The organism is Chryseobacterium formosum (genome assembly GCF_026460885.1).
GTDB classification, from domain to species: domain Bacteria; phylum Bacteroidota; class Bacteroidia; order Flavobacteriales; family Weeksellaceae; genus Chryseobacterium; species Chryseobacterium formosus.
In genome coordinates this window covers 152,668-177,643 of the sequence record NZ_JAOVZW010000001.1, presented here as the reverse complement: position 1 = coordinate 177,643, position 24,976 = coordinate 152,668, and the positions used below count along the sequence as shown (strand labels likewise).

Below are 24,976 nucleotides of genomic sequence, written 5' to 3'. Positions count from 1 at the left end.
TTGCTCAAAGACCTCGCAATTTATAATCATTATAAATACGTATTTGAGTCGCTGATTTTGCTCATGTTTTTTCTTGTAAGCCGTATTTTTGCACCGAAAAATAGAAAGTAAATGGATTTTAAATATCAAGATCCGTATCCAATTTTGAAAGATGATACGGTGTATAAGAAACTGACTTCAGATTATGTGAAAGTTGAGCAACATGGCGAAAGAGAAATTTTAACCATTGATCCAAAAGGTCTTGAACTTCTTGCGGAAGAAGCTATGGCAGATGTTTCTTTCATGCTTCGTTCTTCTCATTTAGAAAGTTTAAGAAGAATCATTGACGATCCTGAAGCTACTGATAATGATAGATTCGTTGCTTATAATTTATTGCAAAATGCTGCGGTCGCTGTAGAAGGAGCTTTACCTTCTTGTCAGGATACAGGAACGGCGATTGTGATGGGTAAAAAAGGAGAAAATGTTTACACAGGCGTTGAAGACGGTGAATATTTAAGCAAAGGAATTTTTAATACCTATCAAAAAAGAAATTTAAGATATTCTCAGGTTGTGCCTTTGACGATGTTTGATGAGAAAAACTCAGGTTCAAATCTTCCGGCACAGATTGATATTTATGCTAAAAAAGGAAATTATTACGAATTTTTATTTTTAACGAAAGGAGGAGGTTCTGCAAACAAAACTTTCCTTTATCAAAAAACGAAATCTTTACTGAACGAAAAATCTCTTGAGGCATTTGTGAAAGAACGAATTTCAGATTTGGGAACTGCGGCTTGTCCACCTTATCACTTGGCTTTGGTGATTGGAGGAACTTCTGCGGAAGCGAATTTGGCAGCAGTGAAAAAAGCATCAGCAAAATATTATGACAATCTTCCGACTGAGGGAAATGAAGCTGGACAAGCTTTCAGAGATTTGGAATGGGAAGCAAAAGTTCAGAAAATTTGCCAAGAAAGTGCGATTGGGGCTCAGTTTGGAGGAAAATATTTAACTCATGATGTTCGAGTAATCAGACTTCCTCGTCATGCGGCTTCTTGTCCGGTTGGAATGGGTGTTTCTTGTTCAGCAGATAGAAATATCAAAGGAAAAATTACCAAAAAAGGTATTTTCTTAGAACAATTGGAACAAGATCCGAAAAGATTTTTACCTGCAACGCCACCACATTTGGAAGAAGCGGTTGAAATTAATTTGAATCAGCCGATGCCAGAAATTTTGGCTGAACTTTCAAAATATCCAATCAAAACGAGATTAAAATTAAACGGAACTTTAATTGTTGCCAGAGATATCGCTCACGCAAAAATCAAAGAATTATTAGATGCAGGTCAACCAATGCCTGAATATTTCAAAAATCATCCGATTTATTATGCGGGTCCTGCAAAAACTCCGGAAGGAATGGCTTCGGGAAGTTTCGGACCAACGACAGCGGGAAGAATGGACGTTTATGTTGACGAATTCCAAAGCCATGGCGGAAGTATGGTGATGTTGGCAAAAGGAAACAGAACAGCTGATGTGACGAACGCTTGTAATAAATACGGAGGTTTCTATATCGGTTCAATCGGAGGTCCTGCTGCAATTTTAGCGAAAGATAATATTCTTTCTGTTGAGGTTGTAGATTTCCCAGAATTAGGAATGGAAGCGGTAAGAAAAATTGAGGTGAAAGACTTCCCGGCATTTATCATTACAGATGATAAAGGAAATGATTTCTTTGCAAATCTTGCACATTAAAATGGAGATTCTATGAGGAAATTTTAGAATTTTAGCGTTACAATTGTCAATCTAATTTCTAAAATCTAGCTTCTAATATCTAAATTAATAGTTTAAAATTAAAATAAATAGTAAAAATCAGCTTTTGTCTTTTGTGTGAAAAAGAAAAAAGTCCTATTTTTGCTTAAAATATTAAGAAAATGATCTTATCTGGATTTTGGCCGTTTTATCAGTTCCTTTGGACAATCTATTTTATCTGTATGTTCCTTGTAGGGTTCTGGTGTATCTTGATGTTTTTCGGGTTGGTAATTCCAATGTGGTTAACAGAAGGTTTGAAAGAATATTTTGGAAAGGTAAAACCTTTCGATCCTGAGCAAATCAGAAGTAAGCTTCTAACAGAGCAAGAAGGAGTTGAGGTTATTTACAGCGCTCCAAAAGGTCATGGTCCTTTCATCCACGAAAGTCATGGTCACGATAAAGGACATCATTAAGTGATTGTCATTGCTTTCTCACATGAATTCCGAGGAAGTAATATCAAAGCAAAACAACATATATAAAACCACTAAAAGTAATTTTAGTGGTTTTTCTTTTTATCCTAATCTCAATTTTTCAGGAGAAACGCCAAATTTTTTCTTGAAAGCTCTCGTGAAATTCTGCACATATTCATAACCGCATTCAATGGCAATTTCTTTAATCATAAATTGTTTGTTGATAATCATTTTTTTTGCTTTCAACATTCTGAGTTCTGAGACATAATCAACAATTGTTGTCTGATAATGTTCTTTAAACTCTTTCCTCAATTTATTTTGATTGATTCCTATTATTCTGGAAATTTCTTCAACTTTCAAATTTTTATGATAGTTTTCATCTAAAAATTTCTTGATGGTTTCAGGAGTTTTAGATAAATCTTCTACAATATCTTTCTCATTAAACTGCTCAAAAATCAGAATTAAAAGTTTGATTATTTTAGCTTCAATAAATAATCGCTGCATCATTCCTTTTTTAGAATATCCGGAAATTTCCTTTAAAATCATATGCATTTCCACTGTCATATTGGGCGGAGTCTGTTTATGAAGAAAGATGAAATTATTATTCTTCATGTTTTCAAGAATTTCTGCGCTTTCAAGATTCGATTTTGGATCAATCAAATTAAAAACATACTGATAATTAACCTGAATTTGAAGATACTTTAAAACTTCCTGATTTTCCGTCCATAATTCTGCATGATTTTCTGCGGAGGAATAATGAAGAATGTATTGATTTTTTTTAAACTGAAAATTAGTACCACAATCAGAAGCTTGCAGATTGATATTCGGGCTCAGTAAAAAAAGCAGATTAAAGCTCGATTGTCCTTCAATAAAGTTTGATTTTAAATATTTTTCAGTCGCTGCATCTTCATGAAAAACCACCTTAATGTCTTCAGATTGAAATAGTAAGCCTCTTTTCGCCTGTTTCATTGTACGACGTGTTTTTAATTCCATAGTATTTGAATAAAAAAGCTGCATCCGATAAGTAAAAGTTTGAAAATGATAAGTAGGGATTTGAGATGCGCGCTAATTTTGCACAAAATTAAATTAAATTTAGAATAAATAAAAATAATATCTATTATGTCTAAAAATTTATACATTTCAATGGTCAAAATCGGTTTAGGCGCAATTGCGTTATCGATTGCAGCCAGTAATTTTGTAAATGCTCAACAATGGCAAAATGTGGGTTCTTCTGCGAATGTTTCGGCAGGTGGAAGTAGCTTTAATAATTTAGTTGTTGACAATGCGGGAAATTATTACTTGTCGTACTACGATGTTTCTGTTCAAAAAGGTTCAGTTCAGAAATTTAACGGGACTTCATGGTCTTATGTAGGAGGAAGTGCAGGAATTACGACAAGTTTTGCAACTTATAATTCATTGTCAATCAATTCCACTGGAACAAATCTTTACTATACCAACCAAGGAACAGGTTTAGAAGTTCGCCAGTTTAATGGAACTTCTTGGACTCAATTGGCAAGTCCAACAACCTCAACAATTAATTATCACGCTTCAGCTGTTGATCCATCAGGAATTTTGTTTACTTACAGCACGCAAAGTTCTGGAATTGTGAAAAGATTGGTAAATGGAGTTTGGGAACAAGTTGGAGATGCGGGATTTTCAAACGGAGCGGCTTTTGCAGAAATGGTCATTGGAACCAATAATAAAGTTTATACGGCGAATGTAGCAAGTGGATTAAGAGTGTACGAAAATACTACTACAGCAACAACTTCAAATGCTTGGACATTAGTTGGTGGAGCGATTGTAGATGCAGCGTCTTCCGGAGAACAATATACTTCTGATATTGCAATTGATGCTAATAATAATCTTTATGTTGCCTATGTTTCTAATTCTGCAAACTCAAGAAAAGTAAATGTAAAGAAATTCAATGGTACAACTTGGGAACAAATGGGTAATGCCTATTTTTCTGCAGGAGGTGTCCAACACGTTTCAATTGCAGTAACTTCTTCCGGAAAACCTTATGTTGTGGCAAGTCGTTGGGAAAATGATAATTTCTTAAAAAATACAGCTTACCAATTGGATACCACGACTAATACATGGTCAACTTTCGGAGGTGATTTTATTTCTGATGGAGAAGCGACTTATAATGATTTAATTATTGATAATACTAATAACTATCTTGTTTTAGCATATTCTCAGGATTTTACAAAAGTTAAAAGAATTTCTCTTACACCTTTAACTACACCTGCTTGTAATAATACTGACCCGGGGAATAATCCAGGAGATACTGGTTGTGTAACATTTAATTATAGAGGGCAATCTGTAACTTATGCTACGGTAAGAGGAACGGATGGTAAAATCTGGCTTCAACAAAATCTTGGAAGTACAAAAGTGGCAACATCTCTTACGGATTCTGATGCTTATGGAGACTTATTCCAATGGGGAAGATGGGATGACGGTCATCAATTGAGAAGTTCTGCTTTATCAGGAACCGCTCCTTCTCCGAACAATCCAGCAGGTTTGAATGGTGGGAATGCAACATTCTATTCTGCAGCATATAATTCATCATCAAACTTTTGGTCTGGAGGAATAACTTCTGATAAATGGTCTGCTGCAAATTCTTCTTCAGCAACGGCTACGAATGGAGTAGATCCATGCAAAGCAATTGGTTCAGATTGGAGACTTCCAACTGTGACTGAAGTTGATGCAGCGGTAACTGCTGAGAATATTACTGAATTTAATTCTGCGCTTTCGAGTAACTTAAAACTTATTCCTGCAGGAAATGAAAGATTATAGTGGAATTTTCTCTCCTGGAACTCGACTTTATCTTTGGTCTTCATCATCTTCACCTTACACAGGTTCTGGACAACATTTATATGTAAGTCAATATTCTGCTTTATCAAACAGTGCGAGTAGAGACGCTGGAATGTCTGTAAGATGTATCAAACAAGTAACTACAGGTTTAGGAACGGCTGATATTAAAAAAGTAACTGTTGGAGTTTATCCAAACCCAACAAATGGTATTTTAAATATCAAAACTGACTCACCAATTGAAAACGTAAATGTTACCAATATTGTAGGTCAAAGATTAAAAGTTCAGTACTCAAATAATCAGATTAATTTACAAGGATTACCAAAAGGAGTGTATATTGTAGAGGTGGTTATGAAAAACGGACAAAAAATCTCGAAAAAAGTTATTAAAAACTAACGTTCATTTAACATTTGATTTATTTTTAGACGGCTGTTTCTTTTTTGAAATGGTCGTCTAATGCTTTTATAATCAAATCAATGATAAGCATCATGTTTGATATGATAATCGAAAGGTTGGAAATGATAACCTATTCTTTGTTTTCAAGATTAATTTTGCGGAAAATTTTAAAATAATTTAGAATAAATAAAAATAACTTATTTATGTTTAAAAATTTACAAACAACAGCAAAAAAAATCGGAGCCGGAATAGGCATCCTTTCTATAGTAGCAAGTTCACTCAATGCACAACAGTGGGTTGATGTAGGTTCTGCGGGAAGTATTTCTGCAGGAGCAAGCAGTTTTAATAATCTTGCAATCGATGCACAGGGAAATTATTACGTTTCATATTATGATGTTTCTGTTCAAAAAGGTTCAGTACAAAAATTTAACGGAACTTCTTGGTCTTATGTTGGCGGAACTGCAGGAATTACAACAGCTACAGCAACTTACAACTCGCTTTCACTAGATGCAACTGGAAATTTGTATTACACAAATCAATGGGGATATCCAAATTCAGGAATGGAAGTTAGAAAATTTAATGGTACATCTTGGAGTTTACTTTCGCTTCCATTTACTGATACTACAAATTATCAGGCTTCGGCAGTTGCACCCAATAACGTTCCTTTTGTTTATGCATCTGTTGGTTTAGGAACTGTAAAAAGGTTGGTAAACAACGTTTGGGAACAGGTGGGACCTTCAAATATTGCAGGAGGAAATCCTACTCATGCGGAAATGGTGACGGGAACGAACGGTAAAGTGTACGTTTGCCATATTTCATCAGGTGTAAAAGTTTATGAAAATAATTTAACAGCTTCAGCAACTGATCCATGGACTTTAGTTGGTGGTGCTTCTGTGGGAAATGCTTTTACAGAAGGTACTAATGCGACTTCAGATATTGCAATCGGTGCTGATAATACTTTGTATGTGGTTTATTCATCGACTTCGGACAACAATAGAAAATTAAATGTAAAAAAATTCGATGGTACAAACTGGGTTCAGGTTGGAAATGCCAATTTTGGAATTTCTAATGATTTGTATAATGTCTCTATTGCAGTTACGCCTTCTGGAAAAATATATACTGTAGCAAATGGATGGTCTGTAAACAGTGGGAAAAATACCGTTTACGAATATAATTCAACAACAAATACCTGGGAAACTTTCGGAGGTGACTTTGTTTCTGATGGAACGGCTACTTATAATGATTTACAGTATGATGCATTTAATAATACTTTAGTTCTTACTTATTCTCAGAGTGGAGTTAAGGTGAAGAAAATTCAATTACCAAATACAACTCCTGCTTGTAGCAATGCGGATCCTGGAACAAATCCTGGAGACACAAGTTGTGTAACTTTCACTTATAAAGGTCAGCAAGTAACTTATACTACAGTGAGAGGAGCGGATGGAAAAGTTTGGCTTCAGCAAAACTTAGGAAGTTCACAAGTTGCAACTTCAATGGCAGATGCAGATTCTTACGGAGACCTTTTCCAGTGGGGAAGATGGGATGATGGGCACCAAAACAGAAATTCGGCAACGACAACAGTTCCTTCAACAAATAATCCTACTGGTTTGGCTGGAATTACTTCTTTTATTTTAGGAAATAGTCCGGCTTGGTGGTCAACAAATGCACTAAGTGATCTTTGGAACGGTGCAAATACCTCAGCAATAACTTCAACAGTAAGTGTTGATCCTTGTAAAGCAATTGGTACGGGTTGGAAACTTCCTTCTCAGGCTGATTGGATTGCTGCAGTAGGTGCAGAAGGAATGTCTAGTGCAGCAAATGCTTATACCAGCAAATTAAAATTACCTGCAGCAGGATATAGAAGTCAAAGTTCTGGTGGCTTCACTTATGTTGGCGAAAGAGGGTATTACTGGAGTGGTGATGTTGCAAATACAGGAGGGAAATATTTATATAATTCTACATCTTTGGCAAATCCAAACTCTGGAGGTCCGAGAGCTCAAGGTCAATCTGTAAGATGTATTAAAGAAACAACGACCGGTTTAGGAACTTCGGATATTAAAAAAGTAACTTTAGGAATTTATCCAAATCCGACCAATGGAATTTTAAATATTAAAACAGATGCTACGATTGATAAAGTAAACGTTACCAATATCCTAGGTCAGAGAATGGATGTTCAGTTTTCAAACAATCGAATCAATATACAGTCGCTTCAAAAAGGAGTTTATATTGTGGAACTTCTATTGAAAGACGGACAAAAAATCTCTAAAAAAGTGATTAAGAATTAAACCATTTCATAATAATTGATTCATATTATTAATTTTTTATACCCAAAACCTCATGTATTTTGCATGAGGTTTTGTTTTAATAATTATATGAAGATTGGTCTCCTTTATTTTCGATTTTGTGATTATTTACTTTTAATGTGTGTTGGATATTATCAGGAACAGTATGGTAGTATAGCGTTGCAGAGTTTCTGCTTTCTGTTTTTATGGCGAATCGTTCTTTAAAATTTACTGTTTTTGTTTTAGAAAGTTTCCAGTCTTCAGATTTATTGGAAGGAACGAGACTGTCAATCACTGCATTTTTCCCATAATTTACAAACTCATTGTATAACGAGCTTTTTGCTTCATCAGGAGTATCTTCTTTAAAATAAGCATCTTTAATAATATAAATGTTTGATAAAATTAATGATTTTCCCAATGCACTTATTTGCTTTTTTGAAAAAGGTTCTTTTGATGGAATACTTTTTATAATTTCTTGTTTAGTTATCCAAATGCTGTCATTAGTGTTTTCTTCGTCTTTTGAAGCCAAATGATAATCTATAAAATTAGGGGTGGTCATTTCTCCTTCTCCACTTATCTTTTGTAATAAAAATTTGTCTCCTTGTCTTTTTAAAACAGAATAATTTTCATCGGTGTAACTATCACCTTCAAAAGAAAAAATCACGCTGTTTTTATTGTCTATAGAATCAAGCTGTTTGGTTAATAAAATTCCGTTTCTTTCCATTTCTGCAGCATATCTTCTTTCTGATTGATATTGAGAAATTTTTTCATAACCAGTGTAACCTAACAATCCCAGAATCAAAATAATAGGAAGAGCAAAAGCTCCAACATGAACTCTCGAAGGATATTTATAAAGAAGCTGCTGCTGCAAATTATTGATAAGATGATAAGATTTTCCGTCTCGTCTTAAAACCCATTCCTGCCCAATTGGGAAAACCGGAATAAAATAAAGATGCGCATATTTCTGAATAAGCTGTATCTCTGCATTCTTCATTTCAGGATTATTTTCTAATCCCAGTTCTTTTGGAAATAATCTTTTAATGACGAAGTTGTTGTGTCCGAAAACGATACTCATGGTTTAATGTTATTAGTGGCGCAATATAAAAATTTTAGTTATGTTTATAAAAAAAATAATCTATGAAACTCAAAACTATCCTTCAATTATTAATTGTAATCTTCACAATGATTTCCTGCCACAAAGCTTCGGTAACAATCGATGTAAGCTATGACCCTGAAACGCAAAAAGGAATTTTATTGGTAGATAATGAATTTAAATTTAAACTGTCAGAAGATTCTACAAGCACTTCAATTACAATAACGGAAGGGAATCATACATTTAAACTTAATAACGGAAAAGAATTTAACCAAACAATATCAAAAAAAGGAGGAATTTTAAATCTTAATGATGACGATTTTGTAGTAATGAGCCAGCCTTACGGATCTGATACCAAATTTTCGTCAACATATAATACAAATATAGATTTTACAGCAGGACACCATTTTGTAGTTATAGATAGCATGATTTATTATTCTAAAACAGATTCTCTGGAAGAAGTCTCTGATGCAAGTCTGAAAAAAGCGCTTGATATGGATAATAGACTCGCTGGACAAGGGAATTTTATGAAATATTATAAGAAAGCTAAGTTTATCGAAAAAGATTGGGATTTTGGCTTGAATGAAGATTTCCCCGAAACAGTACAGACAACATCTTCATCAGCTGCAACCATATCTGGAAATCTTACATATAAAACAAAGGTAATTCCGGCTACATTATTCAAATTATATGCTTTGATGAGCCCGCAATACTTTGTTGTAAGAAATATAAAAGATGTAGAAGCAAGTAAAGAAGATGTAAAGGAAGACAGAGAAAAGAGCAGTAAACAAATGGAATTTGATAAATAAATTATATTTGGGGTCATAAGCAAATCAGAAGTTTAAGAGTATGAAAATCACTTTTGTTCTTCGTTGTCAATTCCGTATCTTTGCCAACTAAATTTTTAATATGTCTAAATCATTAATTCCAAAATTAGAAGCGATAAAACAGAGATATAATGAGGTTGCCGATCTTATTATTCAGCCTGATGTCATTTCAGACCAGAAAAGATATTCTTCTTTAAACAAAGAATACAGCGATTTAGGAAAAATTGTACACGTTTACAACCAATATAAAGGCGCTTTAGACAATATCGCAGAATCTGAAGAAATCATTGCAGATGGTTCAGACAGAGACCTTGTTGATATGGCTAAAGAAGAAAAAGTAGAAGCTCAGCAAAAACTTCCAGGTTTGGAGGAAGAATTGAAAGTACTTTTGATTCCAAAAGATCCTGCTGATGATAAAAACGTAATTGTAGAACTTCGTGCCGGAACAGGTGGTGATGAAGCTGCAATTTTCGTGGAAGATGTTTATAGAGCGTATGCAATGTTTTTTAAAACCAAAGGCTGGAAACACGAAATCACAGATTCTAGTGAAGCATCTAAAGGATATAAAGAATTAATTCTGAGAATTGAAGGAGATGGTGTTTATGGAATCATGAAATTTGAATCTGGTGTTCACCGTGTTCAACGTGTTCCGGAAACAGAATCTCAAGGTCGTGTACATACTTCTGCTATCACTGTTGCCGTTTTGCCGGAAGCTGAAGAAATCGATTTTGAATTAAATCCTGCAGATATCGAAATGCAGACTTCACGTTCAGGAGGAGCAGGTGGACAAAACGTAAACAAGGTTGAAACGAAAGTACAGTTAACGCACAAACCTTCAGGAATGGTGGTTGTTTGTCAGCAGGCTCGTTCGCAGTTGGCAAACAGAGAATTGGCAATGGAAATGTTGAGAACCAAATTATACGATATTGAAGTTCAAAAAGCGGTTGGAGATGTTGCTGCACAAAGAAAGTCGATGGTTTCTACGGGTGACCGTTCTGCAAAGATTAAAACGTACAACTATCCACAAGGTAGAGTTACCGATCACAGAATCAACAAATCAATGTACAATCTTGATGCATACATGAATGGTGATATTTCTGATATGATTGATGCCGTAATCATGGCCGAAAATGCTGAAAAAATGAAAGGAGAAGAAGATAATTATTAAATCTTTTTTCCATTAAATACAAAAGCTTCTGAGAAATCGGAAGCTTTTTTTATTACAATCTCAAAAGTAAAGTGTATTTTGTTAAAAAAATATTTGTTTTGAGAAAAGACATTTTTAATTTAATAATCCTTAGAATACGTTTTCTTTTCGCTTAAATATTCAGATGTGCTTCCGTTACCGGTTTTGAAAAGTGTTTTTATTGTAATTCTATATTTTTCAGCAGTTGCACTTGGAATGTAAGCAACGAAATGCAGATGCGGACCATTACTCCAACCTGTATTTCCACTTAAAGCAATTAGTTGTCCTTTTGTAACATTGTCTCCGATTGTTACTTTCGCTCCGTTTTGTTTTAAATGAAAATATTGTGCAAGAGTTCCATCAGAATGTAAAATAGTTACATAATTTCCAAATGGAGCACAATCTTTTGTAGGACAATTTTTGTTGTTACTCTGTAATACATCAATGATTAAACCTTCTCTTGCTGCAACAATTTCGGTTCCTTCAGGCATAGTGAAATCGAGAGAATATTCGTTCTGATGAGAAAAAGTTCCATTGTATCCCTGATAAATATTAAAAGATTTTCCTTTCTGGAATGGAAGCTCATATTCGTAATTATTATCATAATTTTTAATGATAATATCTCCTACATATATAAGATAGCTTGGCATTTTCTTTATACCCCAACCTTTCTTTTTATCGTTTACCACAAAATATGTTACTTTTTGTTTGACCGATTTTGCCGGAATAACCTGTGTTGTTTTAAAAAGTTCAGGTTTTTTCAGATTTTCAATTTCAGGTTGACCGCTAAAAACTAAAGAAACGGGATAAATTTCCTGATTGTCGACATAATAGATAAGTGTATCTCCTTTTCTTTCAGGATACATTTTTATGTTTTTCTGAGAGAATAAGAACGTAAACTGAATTATTAATAGGAAGATTAAATTTTTTTTCATCTTAAAAGTTTTATTTCTTATTTAATAATTTCTTTCAAATCATTATAAACTTGATTCTGAGAAAACTCTCCAAAGTAGCTCCTATATTTATTGTTATAAATAATTACATAGCTACTGCAAGGATAATGATATTGAAAAAATGTATTTTCTATAATGTTTTTAGGGTCTTTAAACCATTTCAATTTTTTAATCGTTTTTATATTTGTTTTGTCTTTATAGATGTATAGATAATTTGATTTTTTTATTTTATCCGAAAGATTTTCTTTTTCCTTGTGCCATAAATACTGACTTGTTGCGGTTGCTGTTCCTGTAGAATTACATCTGTCTTTTCCAGGATGGAATGTAATTATCGTAGGTTGATTTTTATCTATTTTATAATCTAAAAGGTTTTCCAGATCTTTCAATAACTTGTCCGTTTCTATATTTCCTTGCTCAGATCTGTTAATGATAATTTTACATATTTGTAAAGAATCATTACATGCTTTGAATTCTCCCTGAATTAGTTTTCGATTGTTGTAGACTTCTTCTGGAATAATGTTATCGTTTTCATCTTTAAATATTTTCTGCCCAAATACAGATAAAGACTGAATGATAAGAATAAGCACAAGAAATTTTTTCATATTGGTTTGATTTAAAATAAATCTATTACAAGTATAAACCATTTTCATTAATATTGAAAGGATTTTTTTAAAGAAAAGTATTATTTTTACCTTTGAAAAATTAATTGGATATTCATTTGTGTTTAAAAGACTTTGATGGGTTTCCGACCGAAAAATATGTCAATGAATTCTATCGTAATCAATGTTGGAAACAGCAATATCAGATTTGGTCTTTTTGATGATGACAATTGTGATATTTCGTGGATTATCAATACAAAACCTTACCGTACTGCAGATGAACTGCATGGTCAGATGTTGATTTTGTATCAAACCTATAAAATTGATCCTCAAGATATTAAAAAAATAATTGTAGGTTCTGTAGTACCACAATTAACAAGAGAAATAACTTCTGCAATAAGAAAAATTCATGGAATTACTCCTGTGATGGTTGACAGAACAACTCCTTCGGAAGTCGTAGCAAAATCGAAGCAAATGGGAACAGATATTTATGCAAATTTAGTTGCTGCACATAATATGTACCCTGGAAGAAAAAAAATTGTTCTTGATTTTGGTACTGCGCTTACTGCAAGTTGTGTTGCCGAAAATGGTGAATGTTTAGGCGTAATTATCGCTCCGGGAATTGTAACTTCTTTAAACTCTCTTATCAGTCAGACTGCTCAACTTCCTGAAATTGAATTGGTAAAGCCAAAATCGGTATTGGGTTTAGATACGATTACCTGTATGCAAAGCGGAATGGTTTACGGCTTCCTCGGAATGGTAGAAGGTTTCATCGATCGCATTAACGATGAGGTGAATGACGATTGTTTTGTCATCGCAACCGGCGGAGTTTCCCACGTTTACAAACCTTTAACTGAAAAAATACATATCGCAGACCGACTTCATACGTTGAAAGGACTGTATTTTCTTGGTAAAGATTTATAATTGAGGTTGAGGCTAAGGTTTTTAAGTTTTAAGAAATATTTTATTCTCAACCTCAACCTTAATCTCAATCTATCTCTTAGCTTTAAAAAACTCTTTTACAATCAAAGAACATTCATTTTCCATAATTCCTGAAACGATTTCTGTTTTGGGATGTAAGGAGAGATTCTTATTAATAAATCCACGCTGTTCATCTCTTGCTCCGATGACAACTTTTGAAATCTGTGCCCAATAAAGTGCTCCCGAACACATTACGCAAGGTTCTAAAGTCACGTACAAAGTACAATTGATTAAATATTTTCCGCCTAAAAAATTAGCAGCAGAAGTAATTGCCTGCATTTCGGCATGGGCGGTAACATCGTTTAAAGTTTCGGTAAGATTGTGAGCTCTTGCAATCACTCGGTTATTTGAAACCACAACACAGCCAATCGGAACCTCATCTTTTTCAAAGGCAATTTCGGCTTCCTGCAGAGCCATTTTCATAAAATATTCGTCAGTAAACATAAAAATAAAAGCTTAGTGCAAAACTAAGCTTTTCATTAAAATATTTTTAAGAAAATTTACAATCGATAACCTATGCCCGCCATGATTTTTCCGATAACCCGACCAATGTCATATCTGTATAAATCACCAAATCTTCTTGCAATACCACCGCTTGCTTCTATCACAAGCTTGTTGCTTATTACCCATTTTCCTCCAACTCCAAAACCTATTCCTACGGTTGTAAAACTTTTATTTTTTTTAGAAATATTTTGATAGCCAAAATCTGAATAGTCTTCATAAATATAATTAACATCATTCTGAATCGTTACAGGAATAAAGCCCTCAAAAAAAAATCCTGAAGCATATTTCTTTCCCATATAATATCTGAAGTAGGGCGAAAACTGTTTGAAATCTTTATCCTCATTATTGAGCTTAATCATTGCATTTACTCCAATACCTTTGTTTTGTGAAATTAATCGTTCGTAAGAAATATTAGCTAAAGGAATGGCAATTAAGAGAATAGGATCTGCAAGAATATCATTTTTTCTAACTTTTTCTATTTCTTGAGCTTGAATGGTATTTGCTCCAATAATAAAACATAGTAATCCTATCAGATTTCTTTTCAGTCCAAAATTTATAAATATTTCTATCTTATTCAAAAATAGATTTCTCATAAAATATTTCTCAAAAATTTTAGAAGCGGTAACCAATTCCACCCATTAATTTCCCAGTAACTTCTTCAAAATAATGTTTATCTCTGTCACCAAATCTTCTTGCAATACCACCACTTGCTTCAATAACAAGATTGTTTTTCATTACCCATTTTCCTCCTACTCCGAAACCGATACCTACAGTAGTAAAATTACTTCGTCTTACTGAAGATGTGTAAAAATATCCATTTACATCATCATAATTGTAAGAATAAATATCATTGGTCTCAGTGGTAACGGGTATGAAACCCTCAAGGAAAAATCCTGACGCATATTTTTTACCAAAATACATTCTGTAAAATGCTGAGAACTGAGTAAATCTGTCGCTATCACGATCTAAATTGATCATAGCGTTGATACCGATACCTTTGTTTTGCGAAATTAATCTTTCATAAGAAACGTTCGCTAATGGAACTGCGATTAATAAAATGGGATCAGCAAGAATGTCATTTTTTCTCTGTTTTTCTGTAATTTCTTGTGCTTGAGAAGCAAATGTTCCAAGAATTAGGGATAATCCTAACAAGATTTTTTTCATAGGGATATCGTTTTATTTTTAAAAATTTACTATTATCATTGCTTTATTTTTGAATAAAACAAATGAATAATAGCTTAATTCAGTTTTTGCCAAATATAAATAATAAAACTATACAGTGTGAAAAAATATTTTTACTCGAAATTAAGAGCTAAAGGTAATTTGAATCTGTATCTTACAGGAGTTCCGTTGTTGTAAGCGGGAGAGAATTTTTCGGAGATTGAGTATAAAGCAATTTCGGCTTGTCTGTTGAAAGTGAAATTATCACCTTCAGCTTTTACATCACTTATGGTTCCGTCTTTTTCGACGATAAAAGCGACATTTGTTTTTACATTTCCGGCTTCAGAATAAACGCCTTCACCGTAAAAAAGTTGAGCAACTTCTTTTCTTAATGCATTAATTTCGCCGGGATAATCAGCAACTTTCTCAATAGGATTGGTAAATTCTTGCTTTTGTGAAACCGTGATTTTAGAATTTAGTTTCTTTACATCTTCTAAATTTTTAACTTTCAGTAAAGCGGCAATTAAAGCAACGTTTTCAATACTATCCATCTTTTTCATAAAGAAAAGAAAGTCATTCTTCACTGCAGATTTGTATACAGGATTTTTCTCGGCATCAAACTTCTTTTTAAACTCCGTATTCAACATCGTTCTATGCTGATTATAATAGCTTTTTACCATCTTGAATTCCTCTTTTTGTTGAGAAAAACAAAATGTTGAAAGAAGTACAAAAAATAAATATAAAGCCCTCAAAAAATAATTGTTTATGTAAATATAATCAAAAAGATGGAAACAATGTTTTTTCGTTCTATTCTGTAAAATAGTTGTTAAGAGATTCCTGTAAATGTTTCTTAATGTCTTCAACTAAATTCATCGGTTCTAAGACTTGTACTTCTTTTCCATACGATAAAATTTCCTGCATAAAATCGTAAGTAGGATGGAGGAAAAATTCAAAATAGATATCTTCCGGAGTTTCTTTATTCTCTTTTTGTGACAAGTGCAAAGGGAAACTTCTGATGTATTCACCTTGATGACGGCTGCATTTTAAAACAATCTTCTGAGGATTTTGCTCGGTAAGATTCATTACTCCAAAAGCGTTTTTAAAATGTTCTCTGAAATTATATTTATACTTTTCTTTGAATTTCTGAGGCGTTATATCAAGATAATTGATTCGGTCTAAACCGAAAGATTTCAACGCTTTATCTTTGGTGTCAATTGCAATAAGATACCATCGGTCTTTAGATTCTTTTAAAGCTAAAGGATGAACTTTTCGTGAAGTCATCAGTTTATTTTTAAAATTATAATGCTCAAACAAAACAATTCTTTTGTTACGGATTGCGAAGAATAGGTCATAAAAATTTTCGGCTCCGCTTGGTTTTCTGCTTTCAAAAAAGATATAATTGGCAAAATCGGGATGATTGTTTAAAGCGTTGCTTACCTGAAAGGATTCCAATAACTTTTGGTTGTATTCATCGACTTCCATCATAGGACGGCTTTCGATGTAATAACGATTATCGCCTTTCTTCTTGTTGTGAATGGAAAGATTAAAAAGATTTGAAATCTCACGAATATCTCTCTGTAAAGTACGGATAGAGTAGCTTTTAATATCTGCATCCTGAAATTCAAAGGAGTTCAAAAGATAATCTTCCATTTGAGAATAGGTTGCAGGAGCACTTTCTAATTTCTTGATGATAAGGGCATATCTTGTAAGGTAAAAATCTTTTTTCATTCGGGTATTTTTCTAAAACAAATATAGGTGCTTATTACGACAAACGGTGTCGTGTTTTAATTTTTATAGATAAATTTTAGGCTAAAATGTTTTTAATTTGTGATTTTGTCATGAAGCTATCGCTATATGATCGCTGTATGCTTTTTTCATTTGGAACAAAATTTAAATTTTATGTTTATGTCAAAATGGCAGGACATTTTTTATATTCATTTCTGATAAAACATCAAGCCAGTCTACGAACGCAAAGCTTTATGAAATATAAATCTTCGGATTGTGGAATTTGTAATTTCTGCTAATCTTTATGTTTTTTATAAAGATAAAAATAATACATACTGAGAGAAGTGAACTTAAAAGAAAAGCCACACGATACAATCATGCGGCAGTGGGAGGATTGGCACTAAATAATACCCTTCAAAAGATTCATCAGGCTCATTGACTGTCTCTACAGTATATCCTAATACTGAGTTTAGTGCCTTAATTCAGGATAGCAATCTAACGCTCATGCTTCTTTTTTATCCAATATTTCTAATAACTTTATTTGTATCATTATTCTTATTTTACATATTTAACTTTTACTTCAATATTGAAATTCATAAATAACACCAAAGCCTGCTATTACACAGGCTTTGGTTTAGTTTACTATTTATTTTTCAGCCATTTATCGTAAACTTCTAAATAGCTTAAAATAGCTTTAGCAGCAGTCTCATAAGTGTTATCAAAAGGTATAGGAACATAATCATCATATCCCAAGTCTTCATACAGAATATTATCTCCTTCTTCAAGTGAATATACTTTTTCAATCACTTCAGTTTTTCCTATTACAGCAGTACTTGCTTTTATAAAGAGTTGCCAATTGGTTAATCCTGCTGGTTTAAACCTTTCAATATAATTGGGTATATCAGCATTGTAAGCACCTAATAAAAATGATTTTTCTGTAATATAGGTTTTATACTTTTCTGCTATGAAAGCTGCTCCTCCAACAGGTGTTAAATAATATCCCTCAAAGGAATCATCAAGTTCAAACACTGTTTCTACAGTATATCCTAATACATTGTTAAGCGCTTTTACAAATTCAGGATAACACTTTTTTAATGCTAAAACTTCTCTATCTTTTATTTCTAATAATTTTATCTTTACCATAAGTTTTATTTTTTAATATATTTAACTTTTACTTCAATATTGAAATTAATATACAGCATACTACTTTCAGATAAATTATATTTTTTCATGAATTCATCTGGGATATCCCAATTTCTTGATTTTAGTTGTTTTACAGAAAAATATTGTCCTTTTCCTGTAATTCTACCGCTTATAGTTTCGTAGCCAGCTTGTGTCATTACCGTTTTCATGTATTCATTACTTGGCGCCGCCAAAATATCAACCGAATCAAAATTACGAATAATTTTTCCTCCAGTTACCTGATGAATATATCCTATTGTTTCTAAATTTTGTATTTGAGACATTTTTACCATTTGTATCTCACCTTCGGCAATGTTCAATAATTTCATCTGTCGTAAGGTAAAATAAGCTTGAGTGGGTATCCCTTTCCCTTGTACTAATGGAATCTTTACATCTTCTACCCATTTTGGTAAATCTTGTAAAAAACCATGATCAAAAATAAAAGTTTTAGTTTTATTTATAAAATGTCTTCTAAAATAGCCTTCAGAATCCCCACGATATATATAAGTTTCATATCCTCTTCCGTAATCATACATTGGAGTATCAGTAATATTAAAACCATTTGGCTTATAATTAACATCAATACTATCATACAATCCCTCCACATATCCCATTCTACCATTTTCATATTTTATGTTTTGGGATGTTTCTTCAAGAGCCTCCTCTAATTTTTTGGAGTTTTTAGAAATTTTCTTTTTTAGATTTTTGTAAAATTCTAAAACTTTTTTGTCATTAGATTTTCCTTGTATAAGCTTTTCGCCTTTATATACTAAAGCATATTCTTGTTCTCCTATCTCTACTATTACAGCTCCTGCTTTATATATTGGAAATAGATTTCTTTCGGTTTGGCTGAAAGCAAAAGCTGTGGCTTTAGGGATTTTATTACTGTTATAAGCTAAAATCTTCAGGGTTGTTTCTGTATTGGGTTTCAGTGTGTTGCCAGTAAAGGTAAGAATTTCTCTTTCCAGTAGTATTTTAGCCAAACTTTTTTCATAAGCTTGCAACAAAGGGCTTCCGCTTTTCAGTGCTTCCAGATAACAAAATACACTTTTTGCAAAAACTTGTTCCACCATTGCAATAGGTGCCAAAACCAAACCTCCTACCAAATAGACTTTGTCCCAGTATGCTAAAAAGTCTTTCCCTCCAGGTTCCAACAAAATATCTTCTCTACTAGCCGTAATGCCAATGTCTGCCAAAGCAAGACCAATTCCAATAGATTCTGCGGCTATTCCTACAGCTCCTCCTGCCGGAAAAAATACCACACCCAAAACAATAGCCAATACATCAAATCCTATTCTTATGGCATCCGCTCTTAGTTGCTCATCTCTAGCTTCTGCAAAAGCCTTAATGGTAATAGCAGATACAAAAGGAAAAGGAGCTTCTTTAATGTCTGCATACTTGATATGTACAATATCCATAGGATGATATAAATTACCGTCTTCTGTTTCTTCAAGGCTTACTCTTGTATATTCGTTTGAAGCTTCATGTGCGTAAGTCTTTATTGTTTCTACTTTCTTTTTTAATTGCTGTAAGAAAAATTCATTATCTTTTTCACTTTGAAAAACACTACCGGAAGAGACTGCATAATCATTTCCTATGATAAATTCTTTATCTAAAATTCTAAGTCCATCAAAAGCGTTGTCAACACAAAGAGCAGTAATGAAATTTGCAAATACCGCTTTATTGCTCATTTCTTTACCATTTATTATCGAAGTTTTATTCATATTGTTAAAAATACGCTTTACCATAGCTTGGTTATTCTTAAAACTTTCGAAAAGAAACTGGCTGTTTCGGAAAACTTTTAATAAATTGATTAGCGCACCACTAGAATCTTTTGCCCAGCTAAAAGCTCCTTGAGCATCATAATTTACCAATTTTTCTAAATGTTCCCAAATCAACTTTTGGGATGCACCTATTACTCTTATTTTTCCTGTTTTTTTATCTTTCGTAAGGATAATTTCATTATTAAACTTTCCATCAAGCTTAGAAAGTAAATTTTCAATTACAAAATCAGGCATATTCTCGTATAAAAACTTCAGTGCTGCAGGATCTTGAGTTTGTTTCACTTTTTCCGTGAAAAGTGTAATAACTTCGTTCTTTGCATCATTTCTCAAATTTAGTTTTTCGGATAAAGCTACATATCCATTTGCATCAGATGTAGTAATAACAATTGCATTGTACATTTTTTCCAATTCATATTTATCTGTCGCATCATTGAAATCTCTTTTATCTAAATAATCCGTATAAACAAAATTTAGTTTGAAATACATTTCTTCTTTTTCAGGGTTAAGGTGAAATATACTTCCATAGTCTTTTAAACTAATGAAGCAGGCTCTTTCGTTTAGCTCGACCGTTAGTATTGCTGATTTCCTTTCATTTCCTTTTGTATATTCAAAGGATTTTGGTGGATAATAAGTAATATATTTTGGACCTTCTCCTCCAACAAATTTTGATATGTTGGCTAGTGCATAGTTTTGATAATAGAAAAAGAATTTTTCATTCGTACGATTACTAATATGGTCTAATAACATCCCCAAATTCATATTCTCTACATAAAAATCACCTTTGGTTATTGCACATTTGTCATTGCTCCCGCCTTCCCCAAACTTTTTATCATATGAAGTTTCTTCAAAAGACCGAGCTTTGCTTACATTTTCAAAAGGATTTTTATTTCCCGTAAATCCTTTGCTTACTTCTTCAAAAGAAAGTACTTTGTATTCAGATAAATCTCCGAATTCGTTATCAAAATTTCCCATTTTCTTCGTTTTTAGTTGTTAAACAATTCACTATTTTTTACTTTCAAAAATTTCATGAGGATTATAAGGCAGCACAAAAGAGTGCTGCCTTATAATCTCGGTTTTTACCCGATTAATGATTTGAAAAATTTAAAAGATTACACTAAAAATTTAGAAAGCGGAGCCTGATTAGTATACTCATCTGTAGTAAGTGGCTGACCATCTTTATCTAAGATTCTTGATAATCCTATCGCAAGCTCAGGGTTGTCAATTTTTAGATAAGTTTCTGCATCTGTAGTGAAAACAAAAGCAAGGATTTTTTTTGTATGATCTACACTCACTTCCCTAAACTCAAAGTTTTTGATAAGTCTTGCGTTTACTTTAAATGTAATTCCGTTTTCTCCGGTAGGATACGCTTCTACACCTTCAATTTGTGAAACTTCTTCTGCAATACGCTTGTAAAGCTTTATTGAAGAATCAGATCCTGTCAATTCATCACCTATTTCAAATGAATTACCCAAGCATTCAAATGTTTTAGGATAAACTCCCGCATCCTTAAAATCCTGAATTGTCGTAAATGAAGTATCATCCATTTCATTAAAACTAATCTCCATCCATTTATCTGAAGACTGCCCAATCTGATTGTTGTTCAGTGCAAAATTGCTTGCGCACATTTCTCCTAACTGATCGTCAAACTTCACTCCCGGTTCACAATTACATGGCAATGCTTTTTCTACTCTCAAGCCAATAGAATCTGCCTGAAGAATGGTAAGCGAAGTCGGGATTTTCTCTCTCCACGGCTCACCTTGTTTTTTACCAACTGCAGCACGCATTTCGTCTACAATTGATAAGAATAATGGATCGTCGATTACAGGAACTTCACCACCGTTCCAGATTTGTCCGGTTGCAAGGAAATGTCTTACTGCTTCTTCAAAACCAGGTCTTACGGTAACAATCACTCTCGCCATACCAGACTGCATAAAGGCTCTGAATGTCGGATCGTTATCATCGAACTGATACATATTTGACCATTTTTCTCTGTCTCCCCAATAAAAAGGATAGAAATAGTAGCTCATAATATCCCATTCGAAAGCTTGCTCCATAAATTTAACAAATGCAGCATACTGATCTAAAGAAGAATCAACTTTAATATCGGTATTTAAGAACGTTTCATTTCCGGAAGTATAACCATTGTTGTGATATTTTCCTTTACCAAAAGTAAGTGCGGTATTTGTATTCTGATCAATCATGTAAGAAATACAGTTTTTTCTTAAAATTGTATTCTCAATTTTTCTGTAGAAACCAGGATTTGAACCTTTAATCTGTACACCCAAAGCTTTTGCTTCTGCTAAAGCTTGGTTGTATTTTTCTAATTCGATTTCGTAGGCTTCGATGATTTTGTTGAAGGTTTTTTGCAACCAAGCATTTTTTGCTTCTGGGGTTAAATTACATCTGACATCTAAACTTCCTTCCATAATTGGACTTTCGCCTGTAGCAAATGAGAAAGCTAATTTGTTCTTAACATTTAAACCAGATAATATTCCGTGTTTTTGTGTTTCATGAATAGATGTAATCCAAGGCAAAGGTCTTCCGGCAATAGTCATGAATGCTTGATGAGAACCATGGAAACCATGTGGATACGTATTAAAGATATAATTTACCTGATCAACCATATAGCCTTCTGGAATTTCTACTTCTCCGGAACCATTGGTAACCTGTACTTTATCATCATCTTTGCCAGTATGTGAAGGGTCTTTTTCATGGAAAGATTTGTTAATATTGAACGTCGCAATTGGGAATTCATCTATTTCCACATTAAACCTACTTAACCAGTATTTCATTGTGGTATCGGAGCTTAATGATATGAAATCTTTCATTTGATGTACTGATGATTCCCTTGGATCAATTGGTTTTACAATTTGTGTAGAAGCATCAATCATTTTTACTCCTAAAGAATGTAATTTTGCGGGCTCAGGAATCATAAATTCAAACATCATACGTTTACCGTAATTGTAGATTTGGTTTTTTACCACTTTGTCTACCCATCTGTAAACTCCTACAACATGACTGCTGCCTTTTGTATTATCGAAACCATGCTTGTTATTTTCTTCGTATTCTTCTAAAACTTTATCAATACGTTCTTCTTTTACTTTCGTTACGATTCTGTCTAAAGCTCTAGTTGTAATATCTTTTGCTTCTGTGACGGCCTGTCGTGTACTTTCCTCTTTAGAATTATGAGTGGCATAGCTTGCGTTTGCATTCATTCCAATTGTTCCTCCACCAGGTAATCCCCAGCTTGCGTTAACTCCCGCTTGTGCTGCAAAATCTTTAGACTCCTGCATAATTTTGGAAATCTCGTTCTGCATTTCGTGCCTTTCGGTAGTTGTTGTATCTGTAAGTTTTTCTTTTTCAGATTCTGTAGACTTTGTAGTTTGAGATTCACTTCTTTTTAATCTTCTGGTAGAACGTTCTTTGTATTCACGCGCCATAATGTTTTCGATGTGAGCAACGTCACCTTCTACATAACAATAAGTGCTTTGCTCTACTTTAAGATAATCTGCAACACCAATGTTTTTCATTCCAAAGCCGGAAGGGATAAAAGCACCGGTTTCAACTGGGGTTCCAGGAGTCGCAGGAGTTTGAGGATTTCCAGGATTAGTTGGGTTTTCTGGTGTTTGTGGTTCTACAGGTTCTCGAACAGGGATAAAAGCAGCACTACCTTTAAAGATATTCTGTTTAAGTACTCTGTCTAATTCGTATGGGTCTTTGGTTAAAGTAACGCTTAATGAATATGTTTTCCCATCATCTAAAAGAACTTCACCTTGTAAAACAAATCCATTCGAATTGGATGTTTGAGAGGCAGGAATATTAGTTCCATTATAAAATAATGAATGTACACCATTTACATTTGAGATGATATTGGTAGAGCTAATGTCTGTTCCATTGATGGTAACTTTATAGGATCCAGAAACAATATTGTGCGTATAATTATTCATAGTCAGCATGATAAACCATGCATTATTCCCATAGTTATAAGTTCTTACACTGTACGGAATCCAGCCATTCGAATTTTGAGTATTATTATTTACAGGAATAACTACACCTCCAACAGTTGTAGAAATCTGCTGATTGACAACTGTATTGGTAAGTACAGTCTGCTGTAGAGCCTGATTATTTGTAACAATAGCTTGGCTTAATTCATCAAAAGTGGTGATTCCTGCTAAAGCTTCTGTGACTGAAGAGGTTCCAAATAGCTTATTTAATGCATTTTGATCCTGAATACTCATTGTTCTGCCTAATTTTGCAGCATCAATTTCCGGAGTATTAAAACTAAATTCAAAATCAGGAATTTCTGCTTCTGCAACAGTGATGTGCATAATTTCATCTTTGATACGGTGTAGCTCCATATCTAACTCTGCATTTGCATAGAATTTTTCAGGATCTGCAACACTTAATTGAGTAAGATAATTGATTCTGTTTTCTAGAATCTGTTTTTTTCGGTCGGCTTCAGCAGCTTCTCTTCGAACAGCTTGAATAGCTGGTTTTGTTTCCCTTTCGTATGCAGTGTAAGCCGATTTGTACGCCTCATCGTATTGTTTCTTGTATGTCTTTTCTAATTTAGATAAAGTATTTACAAGATCCTGATTTTCTTTCAGACTAATCGTAGCTTCTGCAAACTTCATTGCTTGGTCATTATAGACCGTTCTCTGAGTTGTTGAGATACCAGTTTGAAGAGCATTTGATTGTGAAACTTTAAATAGTTCTTTCGGTAAAACTACTTTAGCTTTAATCATATCCTGATATGATTCTTCTGAAGTATCATAATTTTCAAGAATGTGAGCTAAATGAAGATACTGCATGATCAGTTCTTTTGCGTAAAAATCTTTTTGAGTTACTACCTGATAAGTAAGGTTATCCCAAAGAACTTCAGTAACGGCTAAAGAGCCATGGGTTTTGCACAGTTCAATTTGTTTATCAAACTCTTCTTTAGTAGCGGTTGATTTATTTCTCGCAACCCAGATTGCAAAATCATAAAAATCAGGATAAAGAGTTTTTAATGAATCTTCAGAATGTACAGTAAAACCATTAATTGCTGAAGGGTTTTTGAATATAGATTGTAAGCTTGTAGTAGAATTTACCAATGGATCAATCTTACTTGTGTTTTTTGCTTGTGGGCTTCTGAAGACGAATCTCTGATTTTTATTTTTTGGATCTGATAATTCCGGGTTTCTCATAGCTGCAAACCTAAAAAGTGTTTGCGAAGAATTGTTGTTGTTTAAATTTGTTGACATTTTAAATTTGTTTTGGTTTTTAAGATTAAAATTTCACGAATGTTCTTTTGATAAGAATTTTTTCG

General features: G+C 33.3%; 20 protein-coding genes. 8 read left to right on the top strand and 12 right to left on the bottom strand.

The genetic code is table 11. The features are described from left to right. Positions 1–111 precede the first annotated feature (111 nt). Together OF897_RS00795 and OF897_RS00790 are read left to right on the top strand one after the other, a co-directional pair. Positions 112–1,719 (top strand): fumarate hydratase, encoded by a 1,608-nt coding sequence (locus tag OF897_RS00795; protein WP_267263788.1) that lies wholly within the window; start codon positions 112–114, stop codon positions 1,717–1,719. A gap of 179 nt (positions 1,720–1,898) precedes the next feature. Continuing rightward, complete coding sequence (locus OF897_RS00790) at positions 1,899–2,189, top strand: hypothetical protein (protein WP_267263787.1); 291 nt, start codon at positions 1,899–1,901, stop codon at positions 2,187–2,189. 99 nt (positions 2,190–2,288) lie between these two features. Here the strand turns inward: OF897_RS00790 and OF897_RS00785 are convergent, their stop codons facing one another. Then, positions 2,289–3,179: a helix-turn-helix domain-containing protein gene (locus tag OF897_RS00785; protein ID WP_267263786.1), complete on the bottom strand. Its 891-nt coding sequence runs from the start codon at positions 3,177–3,179 to the stop codon at positions 2,289–2,291. Between the two features lie 126 nt (positions 3,180–3,305). Between OF897_RS00785 and OF897_RS00780 the strand changes: the two genes are divergently transcribed. The 3 genes from OF897_RS00780 (at position 3,306) to OF897_RS00770 (ending at position 7,676) form a co-directional block, all read left to right on the top strand. After that, entirely contained in the window at positions 3,306–4,979 is a 1,674-nt protein-coding gene (locus tag OF897_RS00780; RefSeq protein WP_267263785.1) for an NHL repeat-containing protein, read from the top strand. Further along, on the top strand, positions 4,966–5,391 hold the full coding sequence (locus OF897_RS00775) for a T9SS type A sorting domain-containing protein (protein WP_267263784.1): 426 nt from the start codon (positions 4,966–4,968) through the stop codon (positions 5,389–5,391). Before OF897_RS00780 ends, OF897_RS00775 begins: the two co-directional genes overlap by 14 nt. A gap of 203 nt (positions 5,392–5,594) precedes the next feature. After that, complete coding sequence (locus OF897_RS00770; RefSeq protein ID WP_267263783.1) at positions 5,595–7,676, top strand: T9SS type A sorting domain-containing protein; 2,082 nt, start codon at positions 5,595–5,597, stop codon at positions 7,674–7,676. A gap of 76 nt (positions 7,677–7,752) precedes the next feature. Here the strand turns inward: OF897_RS00770 and OF897_RS00765 are convergent, their stop codons facing one another. Beyond that, complete coding sequence (locus tag OF897_RS00765) at positions 7,753–8,748, bottom strand: hypothetical protein (RefSeq protein ID WP_267263782.1); 996 nt, start codon at positions 8,746–8,748, stop codon at positions 7,753–7,755. A gap of 62 nt (positions 8,749–8,810) precedes the next feature. Here OF897_RS00765 and OF897_RS00760 point away from each other — a divergent pair, with 62 nt between their 5' ends. Together OF897_RS00760 and prfA are read left to right on the top strand one after the other, a co-directional pair. After that, complete coding sequence (locus OF897_RS00760) at positions 8,811–9,575, top strand: hypothetical protein (RefSeq protein ID WP_267263781.1); 765 nt, start codon at positions 8,811–8,813, stop codon at positions 9,573–9,575. A gap of 100 nt (positions 9,576–9,675) precedes the next feature. Continuing rightward, positions 9,676–10,761, top strand: coding sequence for a peptide chain release factor 1 (gene prfA / locus OF897_RS00755; protein ID WP_267263780.1), 1,086 nt, complete (start codon positions 9,676–9,678; stop codon positions 10,759–10,761). A 119-nt stretch (positions 10,762–10,880) separates the two neighbouring features. Here prfA and OF897_RS00750 read toward each other — a convergent pair whose 3' ends face one another. Both OF897_RS00750 and OF897_RS00745 read right to left on the bottom strand, forming a co-directional pair. Then, positions 10,881–11,714: a M23 family metallopeptidase gene (locus OF897_RS00750; protein ID WP_267263779.1), complete on the bottom strand. Its 834-nt coding sequence runs from the start codon at positions 11,712–11,714 to the stop codon at positions 10,881–10,883. Positions 11,715–11,731: 17 nt separating this feature from the next. After that, positions 11,732–12,334: a hypothetical protein gene (locus OF897_RS00745; RefSeq protein WP_267263778.1), complete on the bottom strand. Its 603-nt coding sequence runs from the start codon at positions 12,332–12,334 to the stop codon at positions 11,732–11,734. Positions 12,335–12,496: 162 nt separating this feature from the next. On the opposite strand from OF897_RS00745, the gene OF897_RS00740 reads away from it, so the two are divergent. Further along, a complete protein-coding gene (locus tag OF897_RS00740) occupies positions 12,497–13,255 on the top strand; it encodes a type III pantothenate kinase (protein ID WP_267263777.1) in 759 nt (252 codons plus the stop codon). Between the two features lie 69 nt (positions 13,256–13,324). On the opposite strand, the gene OF897_RS00735 is transcribed toward OF897_RS00740, so the two are convergent. The 8 genes from OF897_RS00735 to OF897_RS00700 form a co-directional block, all read right to left on the bottom strand. After that, positions 13,325–13,756, bottom strand: a complete 432-nt coding sequence (locus OF897_RS00735) for a nucleoside deaminase (protein WP_267263776.1) — start codon at positions 13,754–13,756, stop codon at positions 13,325–13,327. 56 nt (positions 13,757–13,812) lie between these two features. Beyond that, complete coding sequence (locus OF897_RS00730; protein WP_267263775.1) at positions 13,813–14,409, bottom strand: DUF3575 domain-containing protein; 597 nt, start codon at positions 14,407–14,409, stop codon at positions 13,813–13,815. Between the two features lie 19 nt (positions 14,410–14,428). Next, entirely contained in the window at positions 14,429–14,980 is a 552-nt protein-coding gene (locus OF897_RS00725; protein ID WP_267263774.1) for a hypothetical protein, read from the bottom strand. A 131-nt stretch (positions 14,981–15,111) separates the two neighbouring features. Continuing rightward, positions 15,112–15,657 carry an energy transducer TonB gene (locus OF897_RS00720; RefSeq protein ID WP_267263773.1) on the bottom strand — a complete coding sequence of 182 codons (546 nt, stop codon included), beginning with the start codon at positions 15,655–15,657 and terminating at the stop codon, positions 15,112–15,114. A gap of 127 nt (positions 15,658–15,784) precedes the next feature. Further along, entirely contained in the window at positions 15,785–16,705 is a 921-nt protein-coding gene (locus tag OF897_RS00715; RefSeq protein WP_267263772.1) for a helix-turn-helix transcriptional regulator, read from the bottom strand. A 639-nt stretch (positions 16,706–17,344) separates the two neighbouring features. Beyond that, positions 17,345–17,845 (bottom strand): hypothetical protein, encoded by a 501-nt coding sequence (locus OF897_RS00710; protein WP_267263771.1) that lies wholly within the window; start codon positions 17,843–17,845, stop codon positions 17,345–17,347. A gap of 5 nt (positions 17,846–17,850) precedes the next feature. After that, complete coding sequence (locus OF897_RS00705; RefSeq protein ID WP_267263770.1) at positions 17,851–20,640, bottom strand: hypothetical protein; 2,790 nt, start codon at positions 20,638–20,640, stop codon at positions 17,851–17,853. Positions 20,641–20,777: 137 nt separating this feature from the next. After that, positions 20,778–24,911 (bottom strand): hypothetical protein, encoded by a 4,134-nt coding sequence (locus OF897_RS00700; protein WP_267263769.1) that lies wholly within the window; start codon positions 24,909–24,911, stop codon positions 20,778–20,780. Positions 24,912–24,976: the final 65 nt, after the last annotated feature.